This window comes from Yersinia sp. 2553 StPb PI (assembly GCF_052217105.1).
Taxonomy (GTDB): Bacteria; Pseudomonadota; Gammaproteobacteria; order Enterobacterales; family Enterobacteriaceae; genus Yersinia; species Yersinia enterocolitica_E.
The window spans coordinates 3,653,634-3,675,639 of the sequence record NZ_JAZGPX010000002.1; the positions used below are offsets into that span (position 1 = coordinate 3,653,634).

Genomic DNA, 22,006 nt, shown 5'->3' on the forward strand with positions numbered 1-22,006 from the left:
TTTAGCTTAATTTTTGAACTACATCTAAAAATTAATTTTTCGTTATTTAATTAAAATGAAATAAATGTTCTTATTTTGAGCTATGTATAGCATTTATCACAGCAGGAGCAGAGCACCATGTCCATCGCGCAAGATCGTTTCTGTATTAATCGCAAAATCGCCCCGAATCTCAGTATTGAGAATTTTTTCCGTCTGGTTAAGAAATGTGGCTTAAATAAGGTTGAGCTACGCGATGATATGCCCGGTGGAAAAGTGACTGACGAGCTAAGCACGGCCCAACTCAATGCACTGGCTGATGAACATCAAATTGAGATTGTTACTATCAATGCATTGCAATATTTCAATCTGCCAGAGCAGCGAGGCGAGCTACTACAAGAAGCGGAAAACATGCTCAAGTTGGCACGGGATATCAACTGTCACGGAGTCATTCTGTGCCCGAATTGTAGTGCCAGTGACAAACGTTCAGCCGAGCAAAAAGAGTATGACACCCTGGATGCACTGCGGCTACTTGCCCCCCTGTTTAAGAAATATCAAGTCACTGGATTAGTTGAGCCTTTAGGCTTTGGAATCAGTTCATTGCGTTCTCATCTGGTAACACAATCACTGATCCGCACATCGGCTGCCCCCTACCAAATGGTGTTGGATACTTTCCATTACTACCTGAGTGATATCGTTCAGGCCGAGTTTGATGCACATATTGACGTTAATATAATTGGCTTAGTACACCTTTCCGGCGTCGAAGAGAACAGGTTGAAATCCACACTGACTGATGAAGACCGCATTATGCTCAGCGAGCAAGATAAGTTGAACAGTAAGCAACAAGTCGCAAATCTTGAACGTATGGGTTATCAGGGAATTTATGCTTTTGAACCGTTTTCGTCACAACTAAATATTTGGTCTGAAGCTGATATAGAAAGAGAAATTCGCCAGAGCATGGCTTATTTACAAAGCTAATCAGCCCTACTGATATTGGGGCTGATAACTGACTATTGGGCTTAACACTTTAAAACGGAACTCAAGACATCGGCTCGGGGTGCCTGTTTTCTTAGACATCCCGACATGCTAACTATATTGGCAAAATTACTATCCTCTCTGCTCATTATGAGCAGAATCACGGCTACCTGGCGCTACGATTGCTCCAGCGTACGACCAGGCTAGCTGCACCCGCGAGGGTAATCAGACTAACTACAGCAGTCCATCCCATTTTTTCCAGCATCAGGCTGCCTAAAGCTGAACCAACCGCCATCCCAACAAACACACCGGTAAATAACAAGGCATTGAGCCGGCTACGAGCTGCAGGTTCCAGGCTGTAAATAATGGTTTGGTGTGCTATCAGTGTCGCCTGAACGCCGAAATCAAAACCAATCGCGCTGATGACCATAAGCCCAATCTGGTATTGAAGTGGCAATAGCGGCAGAAGAAATAACGCTGCAAATGAGAGGGTTGCCACACTTGCACCAATCAAAGTAACCCTATGTGGTCCACGGCGATCCGCCAATGCTCCAGCAAGAGGGGCCGCCAAAGCACCTGCGGCACCGGCAAGGCCAAACGCACCGGCAACAGCACTACCAAGATGATAAGTATCTTGTAACATCACTGCTAGTGTTGACCAAAAAGCACTGAATCCGACCGATAACAACCCTTGTGATAGCGCCGCACGGCGCAAGGTTTTAAACTGAAGCCACAAGTGAATCATCGACATAAGTAGTGCTGGATAACTCAGTGTTGAAGCGGCGGGAACCCGAGGTAAACCGCGCCATATCACCAGCGTTATAAAAATAACTGACAGCGCCGCACCGATATACAGCACCCGCCAACTAAAATATTCGGCGACAAAACCACTCAGCACCCGCGACAGTAGAATCCCCAGCAATAAGCCCGTCATTACAGTTCCGACGGTCTTGCCCCGTTGTGCTGCTGAAGCCAACGTCGCTGATGCAGGAACAATGTCCTGTGCCATGGTTGCGGCAATCCCGACCACAAAGCTGGTGACTAACAACCCATTGATACCAGAGATAAAACCACTGCACAGCAACGCTGCGGTAAGCAAAAGACCTTTCAATAAAATAACAATCCGACGATCGTGGCGATCACCTAGCGGGGCGAGCAACAAGATACCTAAAGCATAACCAATCTGTGTCAGTGTCGGCACCATACCAACCGTACCTACACTGGCATGCAGGTCGGTACCCATAACCCCCAATAATGGCTGACTATAATAAATTGAGGCAACGCTAAGCCCAGCGCCGGTTGCCAACATAAGAACTGTCCGGCCGGAAAGGGTTTTCTCAGGACTATCTAAAGTACTTGGTATGGTTTGAATGGCTGACATGGCGGCTACCTATAATGATATTGAGTCAGTATTCTTGCCTGAGTAGACATGTGTTGGTAGTCGCCTAAAGAGTAAAACTGTTATACGCTTAACGTATGATAGAACTCGGTTTGACTGGCATTGATCGTATAGAGTTAATGCAGACATTTATCCGCATCGTTGAGGCTGGTAGTTTATCGGCAGCAGCAGTACGCCTGGGTACAAGCCAGCCGACGATTAGCCGGCGGTTACAGACACTGGAACGCCTGCTTGGTCTGAAATTATTGCAGCGCACTACGCATGTTATGAAGCTCACCGACGATGGCGAACGCTGCTATTCCCATGCTAAAGCACTGGTTGAAAACTGGCATAGGATGGAGGATGACCTGCGCGGGGCCACGGACGAGCCCAGAGGAGTACTGCGAGTTTTAGTGCCGCACGCGTTCGGGCAAGATCAATTAATCAAACCGCTTAAAGACTATTTAGGCCGTTATCCGAAAATGTCTGTGGAATGGATGCTAAATGATCGCCGCCCGGATTTCATCGTGGAAGGTATTGATTGCGCCATTCAAGTTGGAGCCGTCACCGATCCTTCGGTGATTGCGATTCTGCTGGCCGAGGTGCCGCGTATTGTCGTCGCCGCGCCTGAATTGCTCAATGATAAGCCGCTACCGCTACATCCTGACCAATTGCAGGATTTAGGCTGGCTGGCATTAAGCTCCTTTTACCGTAATGAAGTCGTCCTAAATCATCAGACGAGTGGTGACATACATCGATTTTCTATCCAGCCACAATTGAGTACCGACAGTCTGTATGCCTTACGTAATGCCGCACTCGCGGGGGGCGGGGTAGGAATCGCCTCAACGTGGGTGGTAAGCGAAGATCTTGCACAAGGGCGGTTAGTACATCTAACTCCCGATTGGCACGGATTACCTTTGCCCATCTATCTGGTTTATCCCCATGCCAGTTTTTACCCAGCAAGATTACGGGCATTTTTAGATATTATGCGCCACGCCATGCCGAGTCTGGCTGGCACGCAACCCCCAGCGCAAAAATAGAAAAACCAGCCCGAGGACTGGTTCTTGATAATGACAGATGCCTTTTAAGGATTGTGCAGATAAAGCAATTAATTCTATCGCAGCCATCCTTCATTGGTGAAAAACTTAGCGCCTTCCGTTGTAGTCAAATAAGCCATGAATTGCGCCGCACCTATATCTGCTTTCGGTGAAATTGCCATATTGAAGTCGCGGTAAATTCGTCTTTCCGGCTCAATAGTCACCATATCGACTTTATCCGCGTTAGCAATCGGCCAGTCACTCCAGGTGATCCAGGCATCTGCTTTTAACCGTTGGAAGGCCTTAAATGCAGCACCACTCCCCTGCTCATAGGCCACGATATGTGACCGTATTTGTTTGATATCTTCCAGCCGGCCCAAACGCCCGGCAATATCTTCCCACAAACCGGTACCTGAGGTGTTGTAGGTTCCTTTACCTTCGGTCACCACAATTTTGACCGGTTGTTTGATCAGATCCTCAAAACTCTTAATATTTTTAGGATTACCTTTTGCTACTGCAATCACTGCCGGATGAATAAACATCGGCACAACATCCTTGCTGGCCACAAAAGGATAATTCTCCAGATACGCCGTCATCGATTGCTCTGAAGCACTGAAAATAATATCAGCACGTTGCTGGGCATCTTTTGACCATTTCTCCTCTGGCCCGTAGATTATTTCCACACGTTGTCCGGTCTGTTGCTGAAAACTCTCTGCGGCTTTTATCAACGCGGTGTGAGGTCCGCCCGGCCCATAGACGCGAACCACGCCATCGTTGGGTTGATGGATGATATTAGTATCGAGAAATTGGCCGCTGGCGTAGGACAGCGCCGATGCCATGATACTCAGTGTGCCAATGATTAACTTTCTAATTTTCATCAACTATTCTCATCGTTATACCGTTGAAGCAGACAGTTCAATACAGGTACCTTTGAACAGAACCTTGCTTGCAGGATTATTATTTGCCGTAATGAAAAGCTCACTGCTGTTTTTGACAGTATTCCATTCCGTTGGCGTGAGTAATTTAGGGACAGTTAAATCAGTAAATCGCCCTAATAACACCGTCTGACCGGTATCTTTATTTCGTGCCCATAACATGGCTGTTTCCATTCCTGCATCGGTTGACTGATGACGGGCATTCCATTTCAAGCGAATACTTGATTCCCCTGGTTTGTCACCTTTGTAAGCCATCAGGACAAAGTGGTCGGCCTTTTCTGCGGACGACATAACTGCGATATAGCTGGGCATGGCGACTTGCGGCTTGGCCATAAACAACATAGTGCTGGAAAACAGCAATAACAGTGCCACGCAAGCAAGCGACAATGTTGGCCACTTTCTTGGCCCCAACCATGCCCACAACCCCGGTTTTACTGGTTGTCCCAATGTGGTCTGAATATTTTTCCATACCCATGAAGGGGGCTTATCTGATGTCATTGGTTCCAGTCCACTTAAACGTGAATGCCACTGCATAACCAGCTCATACCAGCTTTCATCTTCCGCCATCAGAGATTCAAGACGTTTTCTGGTTTTGGGGGATAATGTGCCAAGTAAATACTGACTCACCAGATGTTCCCGGATGACTAAATTGCGATATCGACCCGGAGTTAAGTGTCCATGCATTGTTTTAACTCCTTTAGACCGCGCCGTATCCACGATTTGACCGTGCCCAACGGACGCGCCAATCGTTCAACAATTTCCTCATGGGAGTAACCATGGATATAAGCCAACCTTATCGCTTGCCTTTTTTCTTGTGTCAGCGAAAAAATACAGCGATTTAAAATGGCAAGGTGAGCTGCGGTATCGGTTTCATCTTCTTTCCCCACTTCCGATAACATGTCTGCCTCTTCAAAAATAGGATGATGACGGCCATGCTGTCGGACATGGTCAATAGCCAGATTACGCATTAATTGACACATCCAGGCCCAGGGATAAGTCGTTGGGCTGCGGTCAGCAGCAAACCAGACTTTGAGATACCCCTCTTGTAATAGCTCGGCGGCAATATCTCGATCAGCCACAATTTTCATGATCAAGCCGTATAACTTGCGATTAGTTTGGCTATATAAGGTTTCAAAAGCCTGCCTGTCTCTCAGCTTGACCCGAGAGAAAAGTTTCTGTAGTTCTTCATTTGCTGTGACCACAATAACCTCAAACGCGTTATTTAAAGATGAACCAGATGCCAGACATCTTTTATCTGATCACCCGTGATATCACCGGGTTGTTTATCTTTAATCCAAGAATATAAAGGCTGGTCCTGATAGGCCCACTGATAGGTACCATCTTTACGTGCAACAACGCTGAACGGCGCACTGGCTTTGTCATCTTTTTGGGCTGCTAATGGCGGCCAATTTGCGGCGCAATCTTCATAGCATACCGATATCCCTTTGCTGTCTTTAGAGAAGGTATAGAGCGACATATTGTCTTTATTGGCTAAAATCTTGCCGGAATCGGTGGTGTAAACCTTGACCGGCGCCCTATCTGCACGGGCAAGTGACCATATATTCTTAAAGCCCGCTCCGGTAATATCCCCAGGCTGTAGATCTTTATGCCAGAGATAAAGTGGGCGATGGTTCAGTGCCCATTGCAGACTACCATCCGCACGTTTAATTTTATCCAGCCCAGGGAGTTGAGTGGCATTATCTTTTACCAACAACGGTGGCCAAGCCTTGGCACAATCCTTGTAGCAATTGGACAAGTCTTGCTTGTCATTATCGAAGGTATACAGGGTCATACCTTTACTGTCGGTATAAACTTGTCCTAATGTAGTCTCTTTTACTGCGACATCAGAAGCCAGAGCCGAGAATGCCAGTAAGCCGATCATTGCAGGTAGCAAGCGGAGTTTCATCGTTGATATCCTTGTTGTGTGTTTGATTACTCTGATAGAGACGTTCAGGTGATCATTTTGGATGCACTCAAAGGAAAATATTTTTGAATTTATGTTTTTGCTGCATTAAAGAAAAACTTTCGCGATTACTCAAGTAACCTATAAATAATTATTTAAACAACAAAGTAAAATCCCCGCCTTTATTACTCATCATTAAGGTGGGAATTTTATCAGTCATGCATGTATTTTATCTGTAGCAATTCTCTATATACCAGCCACGTTATAGTCTATTTACTCTTCATGCTGAATTCGGCACAAATACTGAGGGAAATTTGTGCTAGAGGGAGGAAATAACAGAAACCTATATTCTTCGCTGCCAAAATGTAGCGTTGGTATACTGGTTTCTGAATAGAATCAGTGGTTGCTAAATTAGTGGTCTGCCAAGGCTGAGTTCAGATTTCATCTCAGATAATAACCACAGAGAAAAATCCCGCATCGCGGCAGTTTCTGTGCGCGATTGTAGCCGAGTTAACCAATACCCACCCAGGCTAATCGTGGTGCTAAAGGGCTGAATGATACGTTCTCTGAGTAACAGATGCGTAAACATAGACGGTGGAGCCAGCGCAATGCCTATCTCTGCCTGCGCCGCTTCCAGCATGCTCACCGACGAATCGAACACCATTATTTGCTGAGAAGGTGAAGGGACACATCCTCCAGCCGCACTAAACCATGCCGACCACTCATCGCGACGATAGGAACGAAGCAGCGTAAATTTTTGCAGGTCATCAGGCTGGTGTAAACATCCCGCTAACGAGGGAGCACACAAAGGTGCAAGTGGCGCATCGCATAAAAATTGCGACTCAGTATCATGCCAGGCACCATTGCCATAGCGAATAGCATAATCCAGCCCTTCAGCCACCACATCAACACGGTTGTTATGCGTTGAAAGTGAAACATCCACATGTGGATAACGTTGTTGAAAATCCCTCAGGCGCGGCAGGAGATAGCCGGTTGCAAAGGTCCCAACCACACCTACTCTGACTTTCTCACGCATTACCCCAGCGGAAAAACGGTCTAGCGTGTCAGCGATACGATCAAAGGAATCATTAAGGATCGGTAGGAGATTCTCACCTTCGGTTGTTAACACTAATCCGCGTGAAATACGAATAAACAGACGGCAATTGAGGCGTTGTTCCAGCGCTTTGACCTGCTGGCTTATTGCTGCATGGGTAACGTTTAATTCGATAGCAGCCTTAGTAAAACTTAACTGTCTGGCTGCGGCTTCGAAGGCGCGAAGTGAATTTAGGGGAATATAACTGCGTACCATAGGATTATCTGTTAGATTTTCTATTATCAAACACTAAATATAATCGATTGTTATCCATAGTCAATCATCGCAAAATCAGCGACGCAGAAGGAGACACACTGCTTGTTGTTTATCAATCTAAGGAAGATTTTCTAATGTTGAAAAAGTCTGTAATCAATACCTTGGTCTTTACCGCTATCGCAACTTCGCCATTTTATACCTCGGCACAAACCATACTTACGGAGCAACAGGTTGCGGCTATCGTCAATAACACCCTTAAGCCGTTGATCGAACAGCAGAATATCCCCGGCATGGCCGTCGCTGTATTTTATGACGGAAAGCCACAGTTTTTTAACTATGGCGTAGCGGATATAAAAGCAGATATCCCAGTCACTGAGAATACGCTGTTTGAACTCGGTTCAGTAAGTAAGACCTTTACCGGAATAGCTGGGGAATATGCCATGCAAACCGGCATTATGAACCTTAATGATCCAGTGACGGAATATGCTCCTGAGCTAACGGGTAGTCAGTGGCAAGATGTGAAAATGCTGCATCTGGCAACCTACACTGCGGGGGGGCTACCTCTTCAACTGCCCGATTCGGTTACAGACCAAAAATCATTATGGCAATATTATCAGCAATGGCAGCCACAATGGGCGCCTGGAGTGATGCGCAATTACTCCAATGCCAGTATTGGTTTATTCGGGGCGTTGGCGGTGAAAAGAAGCCAATTAACCTTCGAAAACTACATGAAAAAGTATGTATTCCAGCCCTTAAAACTGACACATACTTTTATCACTGTCCCTGAATCGATGCAGTCAAGCTATGCATGGGGATATAAGGATGGCCAGCCAGTACGCGTTACATTGGGCATGCTGGGTGAGGAAGCTTATGGGGTAAAAACCACCACGAAAGATATGGTGAGATATATGCAGGCCAATATGGACCCAGACAGCCTACCTGCCGAAAACGATAAGTTAAAGAAAGCCATCATCGCGGCTCAGTCTCGCTATTTCCAGGCGGGGGAGATGTTCCAGGGGTTGGGATGGGAAATGTATAACTGGCCTATCAACCCACAGGAGGTTATCGCCGACAGTGGCAATGATATCGCGTTGAAACCGCGTAAAGTTGAGCAATTGCTGCCAGCACACCCGGCAACACGGGCATCCTGGGTGCATAAGACCGGTGCTACCAATGGCTTTGGGGCTTATATTGTCTTCATCCCAGAGGAAAATATTGGCATAGTGATGTTAGCTAACAAGAATTACCCTAATCCTGTTCGCGTGCAAGCTGCCTATAATATTCTTCAGGCATTGCGTTGATAGTCATGCCGCACTAACTCCATGATAGATCAGATAAAATAAGACTGACCATAGATTTCACTATGGTCAGTTTAGTGTTATTGCCTTATTTCTTCTCAATCATCGGGCTGTATTCTATCGGCACCCAAGTGTAGCCAACTTTATTTGCCCGGACATGGCCCAAACCAGGGAACGGAAGATGAGCGCCCGCCACCCACAGTTTGTCTTTAGCGGCGGTGGCAAAGATAGCTTTGCGCGTGGCCACTGCCTGTTTGCTATCCGTATCAAATTCTAAAGAGACATTCGGGCGCGCAAATTGGATGGAATGACTGTGTACAATATCGCCCCACACCAGCAAGTTGTCGCCTTTTGAGGTGAAAAGATATGAAGTATGCCCTGGGGTATGGCCCGGCGTTGGCACCACTTTGACGCCTGGTAATAAGGTGTCACCAGCAGTGTAAATTTTTAATTTATTGTTTGCCGCATAAGGGGCAACCGATTCCATTGATTTTTCAAACATTGGGCGCAGTTCTGGCGTAGCTTTACTGGCGACGTCTTTATTCAGCCAGAAATCGGCATCCCCTTTTGACACATACACAGTAGCATTAGGGAATGCGGCTTTACCCTGATTGTTAATACCACAGGCATGATCGGGATGTAGATGGGTCAGCAATACAGTATCAATTTGCTCAGGCTGATAACCCGCAGCACGAATATTATCGACCACAGCACCCAGTGTCGGCCCGAAACATTGTGCGGTGCCGGCATCAACTAAGACTAGGTTGGTTCCGGTATTGATCAAGAAGGCATTTACCGCAGTCTGTACCCCGTTGGTGCTATCAATAAACATACTGGACAGCAGCGTCTGGATATCTTTCTCATTGATATCCTTCAGCAGATTGGTACCCAGCTTTACATAACCGTCATAGATGGCTGTGACTTCAAAATCACCTAATGCCATACGATAGTAACCGGGAACCTGCGTCTGTTGCTGCGTGGGTGCGGCAGCCATACTGATCGTCGGGAAGCCAAGAGGCAGAGCGCAGGCTCCAACAACCATCAGAGCCAGTAATGCTTTACACCGTGGTAACTGTTTCAGTAAAAGCGCCTTCATAAATCTCTCCAGAAGTGAATAACGATTCTTATCATGATGTTATTAATGATAGATAACGCAGAATAATGAGCACCTTAATCAAGATACTTTCTAAATGTTTTATTGTCTTTTAAAAAATTCGGCCGAGGGAGGATTTAGGCGTTAATCTGTGTCGGGGTAGACCTTTCCGAGTTTTGTTCGGGAATATAGGGGGGGGAACAATAAAAAACACCCCCATTAGGCGTAATGCTAATCAGTTAAGGATCACTTGGAGTGATCCTTATTACACCAACTTCCTAACCATAAACCCTAACTACAAACAATTAATATTGTCTTCAATACTGCAATCAGCGTTCTAGCCACGTCAAATTAGCATGGTGGAAAATAAATCCAATTTATTGATATAAAGCTAAAAAACAAACTTTAATGTCATTAAAATCGAGTCTATTCGAATTCTAGCGTCACTGAACAGACTTTATTGTTTCTGCATAACCGCTGTGTTGGAAAAATAAAGTTTGTACATAAGTCCGACTCGGTATATTAAAGTTTGTACACTAATCGAGTGATTGGGAACTTTTGAGTTATTATTTTCTCGGATTTTCAAAAAAAGCAGGCTTGAATGAACACTGCTGTCACTTTCGCTACCTGTAACAGCCTGCATTTATAAATGGAAAAATCTGCAGTTATCGCGTTTTTCAACCCAAATTATCTGCATCTATCCGGGGAGTGGCCCCAGTCATTATCGTACAGGGAAACAGGTTTATCTGGCCTAGGGGGCTTGTTGCAAATAATGAGTGTCGGTGATTTTACTGATAGATGAGCGGGATAATTAAGCTAAAACCGCCTCAATATGAAAGAGCCGATTCATAAAGGCGGATCTTTCCCGCACTCGACGTTCAGGCTCGTCACGGCGTAGCCAAATATCAAATTGACCTTTATTCAGTCGTCGCAATGTTTCAACTCCCTGAAGCGTTGACCCGGCAAGGTTTGGCCGTTTGAAGCCCCCGCCCGCTTTGACTAATTTTTTGATGGGGGCATATTCAATAAACCAACGGTAAATGGTAGAGCGGTGAACGGAAACCCCACGCTCTGCCAGCATATCGCTGATATTGGCATAACTCATCGGGGTTGAACCGTACCACCGTAAGCACCATAGAATGATCTCGGGAGCAAAATGTTTCCATTTGAAATCGCTAGGGGCCAGGTGGGTTCACTGAAGAAGGAATGAATAACCTCAGTTTTCATGACAACTCCATTTTTTGCAACAAGCCCGATAACATCATCAAAAAAATAGCATGTTACCCGACGGAGTATTAGCGCCACAAAGCCACTGACCTTTCCCCCACTAAACGCGGGGGAATACCAGAAAAGCAAAACCAAATTTAAAAACTCAAAACTCTATCGACGACACATTACATGCCTAGGAATATCGGCGTCACTGTAGCTATTGGTAACGCCCGCGATCGAGTCGCCAAGGTAGTGGTAACCAGTGCTGGGGTCAGGAGTGTCGCCCGTCCAGTAGAGGGTGCCGATAAAACCGGAACCAGTGTAGTTATCCATTCGCCCCCATTCATCGAACAATGAACCCACCAAACGGGTACCAAATGAGTAGTTGGTAGAACTCAAGTCAGTGCGTGATGGCTGAGACGCCAGCTGTAGACTACAGAATTCCACAGCATCTGACCAAACAGCCATTGTGCTACCGTTATGTATAAACCATTTCTGCACAGCAAATGTGTAGCTTAGTGGACTGCCTCCATCCTTGGGTGTCGCCGTAATGGTCACTGGCCCCGTAGGTTTGCTGTTGAGCTTCACTTGACCGCCACCATTGACGTTTACAGCCCCTGGCTGGTTGGAACTCCAGGTGAAGTCGCTCGCATTTCTGTTCATATTTAGTATGAAGGTAGCCGCGGTAAAACCTGTTTTTGGAAATTCATCGTTTACAGTGAACACATGGCCGTTAACGGCTATTCCGGTAAACATCGAATCCTCCACAAAGGTGGTGCTGACCGTCTGGTTGCTGCCGTTCACCGTGGCGGTGACCACACTGACACCCGGCGCAGTATTAGTCAGTGTCGCCGTAGCAACCCCGTCCACGCCAGTAGTACCAATCACCGTCGTCACGTTCGCCCCGTTGCTGGCAGTAAATGTCACCACCTGGCCCGGTACAAGGTTGTTACCCGCATCCGTCACTATCGCTTTCACCGCATTGGTGGCTCTGCCATTGGCGACCTCGTTATCAGTAGTCGCCGTTAGGTTAGCTGCGGTGATTTCCGCTGTGCTGCCGTCCGCCACAAAAGTGGTGTCGACCGTCTGACTACTGCCGTTCACCGTGGCGGTGACCGCGCTTATTCCACTCTTCATATTGGTCAGTGTCGCCGTGGCAACCCCGTCCACGCCAGTAGTACCAATGACTGCCGTCACTTTCGCCCCGTTGCTGGCGGTAAATGCCACCACCTGGCCTGCGACAGGATTGTTACCGGCATCCGTCACTATCACTACCACCGCATTGGTGGCCGTGCCGTTGGCCACCCTTCTATCGGCAGTCACCTTGGCTGCGGTGATTTTTGCGGTGCTGCCGTCCGCCACAAAGGTAGTGTCCACCGTCTGGCTGCTGCCGTTCACCGTGGCGGTGACCACACTAATCCCCGAGTCAGTATTAGTCAGTGTTGCCGTAGCAATCCCGTCCACGCCAGTAGTACCAATTACCGTCGTCACTTTCGCCCCGTTGCTGGCGGTAAATGTCACCACCTGGCCCGGTACAAGGTTGTTACCCGCATCCGTCACTATCGCTTTCACCGCATTGGTGGCAATGCCATTGGCAACCTCATTATTGGCAGTCGCCGTCAGGTTGGCTGCAGTGATTTCCGCTGTGCTGCTGTTCGCCACAAAAGTGGTGTCGACCGTCTGACTACTGCCGTTCACCGTGGCGGTGACCGCGCTTATTCCACTCTTCATATTGGTCAGTGTCGCCGTAGCAACCCCGTCCACGCCAGTAGTACCAATCACCGTCGTCACGTTCGCCCCGTTGCTGGCGGTAAATGTCACCACCTGGCCCGGTACAAGGTTATTGCCCGCATCCATCACTATCGCTTTCACCGCATTGGTGGCAATGCCATTGGCAACCTCATTATCGGCAGTCGCCGTCAGGTTCACTGCTGCAACAGTACTAGGCATAACAGTGATCTGCACTGTCGCACGTAATGACACATTACCTTGGATGTCATGAGCCACTGCACTTAACGTGTGGGCATTACTACCACTCCGCGTTAGCCGATGCGAGGGTAATCCTACTACAACAGCGTGCGCAGATACCGGTGTGAGAGAACCTCCTGCCGCTATCAAGGCAGAACTGTCCCACTCAATACGCTCAAGGCCATGTCGGGTGGATACCTCTGCACTCAATGGAACGCTTGTCCCCCCCTCACCGCTTATCATAGCCGGAAGGATCAGCTGTATCACCTTCTGTTCCTGATAATTCAGCACAATATTGTTGTTACGCTCGACTAAATCATAACGACTACCCGCCAAAGTGCGCGTTGCTGCCACGGCTGATGGACTGATATGAGATTGCCAAGATTCACCCAGTCGGTAATTTAGCTGGAAGTTAATGTTGCTGTCGTTTTTACTGCCTTTACCGGCGCGATGTTCAGCCCCAATAGTCACTAATGGTATAGGGGTGTAATTTACACCCGCAGTAATAGCATAGGGGTTTTTCTGGCGGTTATCTTTGCCAAACAAGGCCACATCATCACCACGGTATTTTTCATACATGACCTTGCCGCCAAGTTGGGGATGAGAGGGTAAATAAGTTTCTGCCCGCACATCATAGCCGTTGGCAGGCCGTTCTTTATAGTCAGCAAAATCCCGTGAATGATGCCAATCGGTGGTACCGAAGTAACTGTTACCCGAGAACTTCAGGTAGTCGGTCCAAGCCTCTGCGCCTACCCCAACCCGCCGGTTTTTGCCTGTAACATCATTATCAAAAAACGCATTAGCCCCATACATCCAGCTATTCTGGAAAGTACGCACTCCAGCACCAACGTTAACGGTGTTACGATCGTCTTTATTTCGGGCACCCAATTGGGTAAAAAGTAGGGATTTCTGATTATCATAAAGTGGAACCAGTACATCGACCATACTGCCATCCAGCTTAAAATCTTCATTAACATTCATTTGTACCCGGGCGGTACCAAACTGGCTCAGCAACTGCTGCGTGGAGTTGTTTAATTCATTGTTGGCAGCTGAGTTGAGCATGCGCTCACCAGATTTTACTGCATTGCCATTAGATAATGCGACAGCACCGGTCTGGGCATAACCGGCCAGCTTATTATTTATGTGAATATCAGCATGTGAATAACTTTCATCACTAATGGATAACGAAGGCAGCTTACCGGAAACATCAATTTCATCCCCTAACTTGGCGACAGTATTAATGTTTTTACCGGTCTGCAAAATATAAGACTCTGTAACCGTATTGACTTGCGAAGTATACGAAGAAGACGCGACAACCGCAGGTGAAAATGCCAAACTCAAAGGAAACAGTAACTGAAACAGGATATTAATCCACGCAATAATCCTGAACGTTTGTGGTAGTGCGTATGCCCGCGTGAACCCATGACTCGAGGATGTTTTTAGTGATTTCGTCCAAAAAAAATTACGCAATTTATTATACTCAGCCGAGTAAAAAAACCGTCACATAACCTCGCGATTTAATCAATATTGCCTAAATCTCGTTTGATATTGTAGAGTGACGAAAATTTTTTAGTGTTAGTTTCCTACCCCCCCCCCACGGAATCAGGTGAGTAACGATAAACTACCGTATCTATATTGCTAGATTCGACACTGATCGGCAGTTTCATTACCTATGATGCATCAGACAGCCCCGAACAATTAGTGAACCCATCTTATTCAGGTTTAATAATATTAATAAGAACCAATGATTTGATGTTTTATTAACAAGGAGGTGCCCCAACACTGGCGGATGGTTGCATGTATAACAAGAAAAGGTTGTGTTGTATTAAGACGCAGCAGAGCCATATTAACTGCCTGCCAAATATGAGAGGAGCCGGATCACTTAAGATGACCGACCGAAGAAAAATTAACTTTCCTTCTCAATCAATAACGCTTCCAGCAAATCTAAATCATGCAACAATTTTTGCAGGGTTTCATTGCTGATTTTTTGCGTCGCACGTAAGTGATATAATTCACCACGCTCAGACGGGCTTGTTGCAAAAAATGGAGTGACCATGAAAGCTGAGGCTATTCATCCCTTCTTCAGTGAACCCACATGGCCCCCTAGCGATTTCAAATGAAAACATTTTGCACCCGAGATCATTCTGTGGTGCTTACGGTGGTACGGCTCAACCCCGATGAGTTATGCCAATGTCAGCGATATGCTGGCAGAGCGTGGGGTTTCCGTTCACCGCTCTACCATTTACCGTTGGTTTATTGAATATGCCCCCATCAAAAAATTAGTCAAAGCGGGCGGGGGCTTCAAACGGCCAAACCTTGCCGGGTCAACGCTTCAGGGAGTTGAAACATTGCGACGACTGAATAAAGGTCAATTTGATATTTGGCTACGCCGTGACGAACCTGAGTATCGAGTGCGGGAAAGATCCGCCTTTATGAATCGGCTCTTTCATATTGAGGCGGTTTTAGCTTAATTATCCCGCTCATCTATCAGTAAAATCACCGACGCTCATTATTTGCAACAAGCCCACTTGATGGACTAACTATAGCTTGGTGTACAAACTTTATTATTCCAGAACAACCGCCAATGCCTGCGCACAGGCCCAGGCAGAGCTCCAGGCCCATTGGAAGTTATAGCCACCCAACCAGCCAGTGACATCAACAACCTCACCAATAAAGTACATTCCAGGCACTTTATGGGCCTCCATTGTCTTAGAGGAGAGCTCTTGGGTGTCAACACCACCAAGAGTGACCTCAGCAGTACGGTAGCCCTCGGTGCCATTGGGCTGCACTCGCCATTGTTGAAGATTGGCGACTAACGCGGCCTGCTGCGGCGCGTTTAATTGCTTCAGGGTAACGTCTGGCAGTTGCTCCAAGGTCTGAAGGCACTCCACCAGCCGCTTAGGTAACCGTTGAGCCAGAGTATTTTTCAGTGTCTGATTAGGGTGGTTTTTTCGCTCACTGTTTAGAAAATCATCTAAATCAGTATCAGGAAGTAAGTTAATGCTCACATACTCACCAGCCTGCCAATAGCTTGAAAGTTGTAAAATTGCTGGGCCAGAAAGCCCACGGTGAGTAAACAAAATACTCTCACGGAAGCTAACGCCATTTTCGGCGGTGACCACCGCAGGCACGGAAACCCCAGATAATGTTTGCAGGTGCTCCAGCAGCGGTTTGTGCAAGGTGAACGGGACTAATGCCGCACGGGTAGGGAGGACTTTCAAGCCAAACTGTTCTGCCAACTTATAGCCGAACGGTGAAGCACCAAGTCCGGGCATAGAGAGTCCGCCAGAGGCGACGACAAGTGAGTTAGTGCTCACTTCCAAATTATTAATTTGTAATACGAAACCGGTGCCGCTTTTTTCAACCGACAAAACATCGCTACGCAACCGAATCGTGACTTGCCCCAGCTCACACTCTTTCAGTAATAGTTCAACCACCTGCTGAGCAGAGTCATCGCAGAACAACTGCCCTAGCGCTTTCTCATGCCAGGCAATGCCATAGCGATTCATCAGATCGATGAAATCCCATTGGGTATAACGCGCCAAGGCAGATTTACAGAAGTGAGGATTCTGTGACAGATACGCGGCAGGCTCTGCAAAGAGATTGGTAAAATTACAGCGGCCACCACCAGACATCAGTATTTTGCGCCCCGCCTTTTTGCCGTTATCGACCAACAACACCCGACATCCGGCTTGTCCAGCCTGAGCGGCACAAAATAGCCCCGCAGCACCTGCACCTATCACTACCACATCAAACTGTTCCACACTTGGCCTCACTGAGTAAAATCATCATCGCTGCAAAATTGCCCGCTTTTGGCTGATTATTATATTATTTAGCGCATTCAACCGACAAATTGGCGGCGGGAGATTGTAAGTCGCTCGCAGGAATATCGCTATAGTAAGAAAATGTCTCATACAGTAAAACTAAGTAACCTGCTGATATAACATGCATATGTTGCTCAATAAGACGAATTCGTCTGCGGTCATGTCAAAAAAAGGTCATATTTTCCTTTTCCCCACCCCCCATTGTCACTGATAATGCGCCGCGTTCATGTCCACAAACTGGCGTAACGCTTATGCTACATCTTTTCGCTGGCCTGGATTTCCATACCGGCCTAATGTTAGTTCTTGCTTTGTTGTTCGTGCTGTTTTACGAAGCCATCAATGGTTTTCATGATACAGCCAATGCGGTCGCGACCGTAATCTATACCCGTGCCATGCGTTCACAGGTTGCTGTTGTGATGGCAGGGGTGTTTAACTTCCTCGGCGTGATGCTGGGCGGTTTGAGCGTGGCTTATGCTATCGTTCACTTATTGCCTACTGATCTGCTGTTAAACGTCAGTTCGGCGCATGGGTTGGCTATGGTCTTCTCTATGCTACTGGCGGCGATTATCTGGAATTTGGGCACTTGGTATTTCGGTATCCCGGCTTCCAGCTCTCATACGCTAATTGGTGCAATCATCGGTATTGGTTTAACCAATGCATTAATGACCAGTACATCTGTTGTAGATGCACTGAACGTTCCTAAGATGATTCAAATCTTCCTGTCATTAATCTTATCCCCAATTGTGGGTCTGGTTATTGCCGGTTTGATGGTGTTCCTGCTACGTCGTTACTGGAACGGGTCCAAGAAACAGCAACGTATTCACCTGACACCTGCTGAACGTGAAAAGAAAGACGGTAAACGTAAACCGCCCTTCTGGACCCGTACTGCGCTGATTCTATCGGCTATCGGTGTGAGTTTCTCTCATGGCGCTAACGATGGTCAGAAAGGGATTGGCTTGATCATGCTGGTATTAATCGGCGTGGCTCCGGCTGGGTTCGTCGTGAATATGAATGCAACCGGTTATGATATTGCCCGCACCCGCGATGCAGTGACCCATCTGCAACAATATTATCAGCAACATGTTGAGGTGTTACCTCATGCTGTCGCGCTGAAACCGCTGGTACCTGCACCAGAAACATTGCCGAATACACCGGCACAGTTCCATTGTGATAGCTCACGCGCCATGATTGCCATTGATCATGCCCAAACGTTGCTGGCTAATCTGCAAAGCTATGACGATCTGACGGTTGATCAACGCAGCCATATGCGTCGCTTGCTGATGTGTGTTGCCGAAACCGCAGGGACTGTTGCCAAACTGCCTGAAACCAGTGCTGAAGACCGCCGTTTCCTCAATAATCTGCGTACAGATTTGTTGGAAACTGTGGAATATGCACCGACCTGGATCATCGTTGCCGTCGCTCTGGCCCTCTCTTTGGGTACCATGATTGGCTGGAAACGTGTGGCAGTCACCATCGGTGAGAAAATCGGTAAGAAAGGCATGACTTACGCGCAAGGGGTTTCTGCCCAGATGACTGCGGCGGTTTCCATCGGTATTGCGAGTTATACCGGTATGCCAGTATCGACAACGCAAGTGCTCTCTTCCGCAGTTGCCGGGACCATGTTGGTTGATGGCGGTGGTGTTCAGAGTAAAACGGTGAAGAACATTATGTTGGCGTGGGTATTAACCTTACCAATATCTATTCTTCTTTCCGGTGGGTTGTACTGGGTGGCTCTAAGATTCATTTAAACCCAGCGAAACGTATTACTATCATAGTGCGCCTCAACCTAGCACTGTGATAAGACCGGGCAGTAAACATATTGAACGGTTACGGTAAATAAAAAAGGCGGCCTTATCAGGTCGCCTTTTTAAATGCTTCTCTGCCAATAATTCATACTAATACCACAACATTAAACCCACCAGACTGACCACTACCAATCCACATAATGCACTGGTCAGTATAAATTGCCCACGTAGCCTCTCACAGCGGCGAATAAACTCAGGATCGTGGTGATCAAGATAACGTTGGGCGAAGATGTAACCCACTAATCTAATTTGTTTGCTCGGCTGACCGTGGGAGGTAAAAAAGCCACCACCATCAACATATTGATACAGCAACGGGTCGCAGCCACGTAATACCACTAACAAAGCACGCAGAGATGAATAATAACGTGCCATATTAATCACACATACCACACATAAAGCCCAAAAAAGCGCGACGGTACTGATCATAATTATCCTCCCAGCGATATCTCACACATTGGGTCAATCACCTGAACCTCTGTGCCATCGCTTACTCTAGCCGATACAAACACCCCCAGGGCCTCAAAAAACACCCCCTATCGTCCGCTTTCTGACTATGCTCGATACGTTGTTCGTTCGACACAGTATCCGAACGTGTAGGACTCCCTTTATCAGTGTAGGAAATGAAATGGAAAATAGCCTGATAATCTCTAAATTAAGCCTATTTAGGCATTTGTTAACTATCGATTGGCATTAACTTATATCGAATATCTGTCACTGATAAATGCTCGTAACCCATACAAATTCCGCTTAAATATTAATCTCTCTTAACTGAATTACATAAATTTGGCTGCTGTTTTTTGTAAATTATATTTGCATCACAAATATGAAATTCCGTTAATCATGATGATTTATCAGCGCTATACTTAAGATAATGATCTGCTTTAAATTCAAGTATTCTCACCGTGCGCCAAGGCAATTAACGGGCGAATCTCATCACTTATTGGTGCAATTTGGTGCAAAATGACATACGGATGCTTTAGTGATCATCATCAAAACAGTGCGTTGTGATCCGTGAAACACTTCAGTTAGGGGTCATAATGATAGTATGCAGATACCGTGTTAGCACCCGTTCAACAGGTTGAATGTTTGCTTACCCATTAATTAACATTATGGAAGGAGTTTACTTATGGCTTACAAACACATTCTGATTGCGGTTGACCTATCTCCAGAAAGTAAGGTATTGGTGGAAAAGGCGGTCTCCATGGCCAGACCGTACAATGCCAAAGTTTCCCTGATCCATGTTGATGTTAACTACTCAGACCTCTATACCGGTCTGATCGACGTTAATCTTGGTGATATGCAAAAACGTATCTCTGAAGAAACCCATAATGCATTAACTGAGCTTTCGCAAAATGCGGGCTACCCAATTGAGCAAACCCTCAGCGGTAGCGGCGATTTGGGCCAGGTACTGGTTGATGCCATTAAGAAATATGATATGGACTTGGTATTATGCGGTCATCATCAGGATTTCTGGAGCAAATTGATGTCTTCAGCACGCCAACTGATCAATACCGTACATGTCGATATGCTTATCGTGCCACTGCGCGATGACGACGCCGAAGACGAATAAGTTTCGCGAGAGTCATCCTGTTTAGCTTTAACGCCCGCCTTTTGCGGGCGTTTTTAATCAACAACCCCCGCCAAGCCCCGATAGCCACTCATTGATAACCCTGCTAAGTTTTTGTCAAAATCCCTTGCTGTATGAATATAAACCAGTGATATAGTCGAAGATGCACAACATCGTCTCCTCACTATTTGGATAATAATAATAGTTCGCAAAAAGGTGTAGGGAGAGTCTTAATTGGTACAAGGAATTATTAGTGATGAATGGTTTAACCTCTCTGGAGTCGTTTTTAGAATCTTTACAACAACGTGATGCCAACCAACCAGAATATCTCCAAGCAGTACGTGAAGTCTTCACGTCACTTTGGCCCTTTCTGGAGCAAAACCCACATTACCGTGAACAAAGCCTACTCGAGCGCTTAGTCGAGCCAGAACGTGTTATTCAATTCCGCGTTGCCTGGACTGATGACCAAGGTAAAGTTCAGGTTAACCGCGCCTGGCGTGTTCAATTTAACTCGGCGATTGGTCCTTATAAGGGCGGGATGCGTTTCCACCCATCAGTAAACTTATCAATTCTGAAGTTCCTTGGTTTTGAACAGACCTTTAAAAATGCCCTGACAACCCTGCCTATGGGAGGCGGCAAAGGCGGTTCTGATTTTAATCCTAAAGGAAAAAGTCAGGCTGAAGTGATGCGTTTTTGCCAGGCACTGATGATGGAACTGTATCGTCATCTCGGCCCGGATACCGATGTTCCGGCGGGTGATATTGGTGTTGGTGGCCGTGAAGTGGCGTTTATGTCTGGCATGATGAAAAAACTGTCGAATAACACCGCTTGTGTCTTCACCGGCAAAGGTCTCTCCTTCGGCGGTAGTCTGATTCGCCCGGAAGCCACCGGTTATGGCTTGGTCTATTTCACCGACGCCATGTTAAAACGTCACGGCTTAGGTTTTGAAGGTCGTAAAGTCTCGGTTTCCGGCGCCGGAAATGTCGCACAATACACTATTGAAAAAGCCATGGAGCTGGGTGCCAAAGTGATTACCGCTTCTGACTCAGGTGGTACAGTGGTTGATGAAACAGGCTTTACCCCAGAAAAACTGGCTCATCTGGCTGAGATTAAGAACAATCGTTATGGTCGTATTGAAGATTATGCCCGTGAACGTAATCTGGTCTATTTAGCCGATCAGCAGCCATGGAGTGTACCGGTTGATATCGCGCTGCCATGTGCGACGCAGAATGAACTGGACCTGCCAGCGGCACGTCAACTGATTGCCAACGGGGTTAAAGCCGTTGCCGAAGGCGCTAATATGCCTACGACTATTCAGGCAACTGATGCTTTCCTTGATGCAGGGGTGCTGTTTGCACCGGGTAAAGCCGCCAATGCCGGTGGTGTTGCCACATCAGGTCTGGAAATGGCGCAGAACGCGGCCCGCCTGAGCTGGAAGGCAGAGAAAGTTGATGTCCGTCTGCATCACATCATGCTCGATATTCATCAATCTTGTGTTGAATACGGTGGCGAAGGCAAGCAAACCCACTATGTACACGGCGCGAATATTGCGGCCTTTGTTAAAGTGGCAGACGCAATGCTGGCCCAAGGTGTGTTGTAAGTAAGACTCTATTCCCATATTCTTTGAGGTAACAATACCAGAAGAATATGGGAACTTTATCCTCATAGATTTAAAAATCATATATCCCGCAGAGTAATATATAAAATCCTTAGTTCTTTTTAAGAACGT

19 protein-coding genes are annotated in these 22,006 nt (G+C 46.8%); 7 read left to right on the forward strand and 12 right to left on the reverse strand.

The features are described from left to right. Nucleotides 1-117: 117 nt before the first annotated feature. Complete coding sequence (locus V2A84_RS18285) at nucleotides 118-954, forward strand: TIM barrel protein (protein ID WP_442849004.1); 837 nt, start codon at nucleotides 118-120, stop codon at nucleotides 952-954. A 163-nt stretch (nucleotides 955-1,117) separates the two neighbouring features. On the opposite strand, the gene V2A84_RS18290 is transcribed toward V2A84_RS18285, so the two are convergent. After that, entirely contained in the window at nucleotides 1,118-2,332 is a 1,215-nt protein-coding gene (locus V2A84_RS18290) for an MFS transporter (protein WP_083161305.1), read from the reverse strand. Nucleotides 2,333-2,427: 95 nt separating this feature from the next. Between V2A84_RS18290 and V2A84_RS18295 the strand changes: the two genes are divergently transcribed. Further along, nucleotides 2,428-3,369 (forward strand): LysR family transcriptional regulator, encoded by a 942-nt coding sequence (locus tag V2A84_RS18295; RefSeq protein ID WP_442849005.1) that lies wholly within the window; start codon nucleotides 2,428-2,430, stop codon nucleotides 3,367-3,369. Between the two features lie 74 nt (nucleotides 3,370-3,443). Here V2A84_RS18295 and V2A84_RS18300 read toward each other — a convergent pair whose 3' ends face one another. The 5 genes from V2A84_RS18300 to ampR all read right to left on the reverse strand — a co-directional run bounded on the left by V2A84_RS18300 (nucleotide 3,444) and on the right by ampR (nucleotide 7,513). Further along, a complete protein-coding gene (locus V2A84_RS18300) occupies nucleotides 3,444-4,244 on the reverse strand; it encodes a substrate-binding domain-containing protein (RefSeq protein ID WP_083161309.1) in 801 nt (266 codons plus the stop codon). Between the two features lie 15 nt (nucleotides 4,245-4,259). After that, complete coding sequence (locus tag V2A84_RS18305) at nucleotides 4,260-4,985, reverse strand: hypothetical protein (protein WP_083161311.1); 726 nt, start codon at nucleotides 4,983-4,985, stop codon at nucleotides 4,260-4,262. Then, a complete protein-coding gene (locus tag V2A84_RS18310) occupies nucleotides 4,970-5,503 on the reverse strand; it encodes an RNA polymerase sigma factor (RefSeq protein WP_083161313.1) in 534 nt (177 codons plus the stop codon). The genes V2A84_RS18305 and V2A84_RS18310 overlap by 16 nt, the downstream gene beginning before the upstream one ends. 20 nt (nucleotides 5,504-5,523) lie before the next feature. Continuing rightward, the gene (locus tag V2A84_RS18315) at nucleotides 5,524-6,207 is read right to left on the reverse strand and encodes a hypothetical protein (protein WP_083161315.1); all 684 of its coding nucleotides are present in this window, start codon (nucleotides 6,205-6,207) and stop codon (nucleotides 5,524-5,526) included. A gap of 403 nt (nucleotides 6,208-6,610) precedes the next feature. Further along, nucleotides 6,611-7,513, reverse strand: coding sequence for a LysR family transcriptional regulator AmpR (gene ampR / locus V2A84_RS18320; RefSeq protein WP_083161317.1), 903 nt, complete (start codon nucleotides 7,511-7,513; stop codon nucleotides 6,611-6,613). Nucleotides 7,514-7,647: 134 nt separating this feature from the next. Between ampR and ampC the strand changes: the two genes are divergently transcribed. Then, nucleotides 7,648-8,814 (forward strand): class C beta-lactamase, encoded by a 1,167-nt coding sequence (gene ampC / locus V2A84_RS18325; RefSeq protein WP_083161319.1) that lies wholly within the window; start codon nucleotides 7,648-7,650, stop codon nucleotides 8,812-8,814. An 85-nt stretch (nucleotides 8,815-8,899) separates the two neighbouring features. On the opposite strand, the gene V2A84_RS18330 is transcribed toward ampC, so the two are convergent. From V2A84_RS18330 to V2A84_RS18345, 4 genes are all read right to left on the reverse strand, one after another. Continuing rightward, nucleotides 8,900-9,907 (reverse strand): MBL fold metallo-hydrolase, encoded by a 1,008-nt coding sequence (locus V2A84_RS18330; RefSeq protein WP_083161321.1) that lies wholly within the window; start codon nucleotides 9,905-9,907, stop codon nucleotides 8,900-8,902. 808 nt (nucleotides 9,908-10,715) lie between these two features. Continuing rightward, the gene (locus V2A84_RS18335; RefSeq protein WP_083161323.1) at nucleotides 10,716-11,090 is read right to left on the reverse strand and encodes a hypothetical protein; all 375 of its coding nucleotides are present in this window, start codon (nucleotides 11,088-11,090) and stop codon (nucleotides 10,716-10,718) included. Between the two features lie 194 nt (nucleotides 11,091-11,284). Continuing rightward, nucleotides 11,285-14,422, reverse strand: coding sequence for an inverse autotransporter beta domain-containing protein (locus V2A84_RS18340; protein WP_442849006.1), 3,138 nt, complete (start codon nucleotides 14,420-14,422; stop codon nucleotides 11,285-11,287). A 565-nt stretch (nucleotides 14,423-14,987) separates the two neighbouring features. Continuing rightward, nucleotides 14,988-15,137 (reverse strand): hypothetical protein, encoded by a 150-nt coding sequence (locus V2A84_RS18345; protein WP_193784877.1) that lies wholly within the window; start codon nucleotides 15,135-15,137, stop codon nucleotides 14,988-14,990. An 82-nt stretch (nucleotides 15,138-15,219) separates the two neighbouring features. Between V2A84_RS18345 and V2A84_RS18350 the strand changes: the two genes are divergently transcribed. Beyond that, the gene (locus tag V2A84_RS18350) at nucleotides 15,220-15,552 is read left to right on the forward strand and encodes a hypothetical protein (RefSeq protein ID WP_227746606.1); all 333 of its coding nucleotides are present in this window, start codon (nucleotides 15,220-15,222) and stop codon (nucleotides 15,550-15,552) included. Between the two features lie 93 nt (nucleotides 15,553-15,645). Here V2A84_RS18350 and V2A84_RS18355 read toward each other — a convergent pair whose 3' ends face one another. After that, on the reverse strand, nucleotides 15,646-16,845 hold the full coding sequence (locus V2A84_RS18355) for an NAD(P)/FAD-dependent oxidoreductase (RefSeq protein ID WP_372568472.1): 1,200 nt from the start codon (nucleotides 16,843-16,845) through the stop codon (nucleotides 15,646-15,648). A gap of 311 nt (nucleotides 16,846-17,156) precedes the next feature. On the opposite strand from V2A84_RS18355, the gene pitA reads away from it, so the two are divergent. Next, entirely contained in the window at nucleotides 17,157-18,653 is a 1,497-nt protein-coding gene (gene pitA / locus V2A84_RS18360; protein ID WP_083161331.1) for an inorganic phosphate transporter PitA, read from the forward strand. A 147-nt stretch (nucleotides 18,654-18,800) separates the two neighbouring features. On the opposite strand, the gene uspB is transcribed toward pitA, so the two are convergent. Continuing rightward, a complete protein-coding gene (gene uspB / locus V2A84_RS18365) occupies nucleotides 18,801-19,136 on the reverse strand; it encodes a universal stress protein UspB (protein WP_005187112.1) in 336 nt (111 codons plus the stop codon). 700 nt (nucleotides 19,137-19,836) lie between these two features. Here uspB and uspA point away from each other — a divergent pair. Both uspA and gdhA read left to right on the forward strand, forming a co-directional pair. Continuing rightward, nucleotides 19,837-20,280, forward strand: a complete 444-nt coding sequence (uspA, locus tag V2A84_RS18370; protein ID WP_083161333.1) for a universal stress protein UspA — start codon at nucleotides 19,837-19,839, stop codon at nucleotides 20,278-20,280. Nucleotides 20,281-20,533: 253 nt separating this feature from the next. Continuing rightward, nucleotides 20,534-21,877, forward strand: coding sequence for an NADP-specific glutamate dehydrogenase (gdhA, locus tag V2A84_RS18375; RefSeq protein ID WP_083161335.1), 1,344 nt, complete (start codon nucleotides 20,534-20,536; stop codon nucleotides 21,875-21,877). Nucleotides 21,878-22,006: the final 129 nt, after the last annotated feature.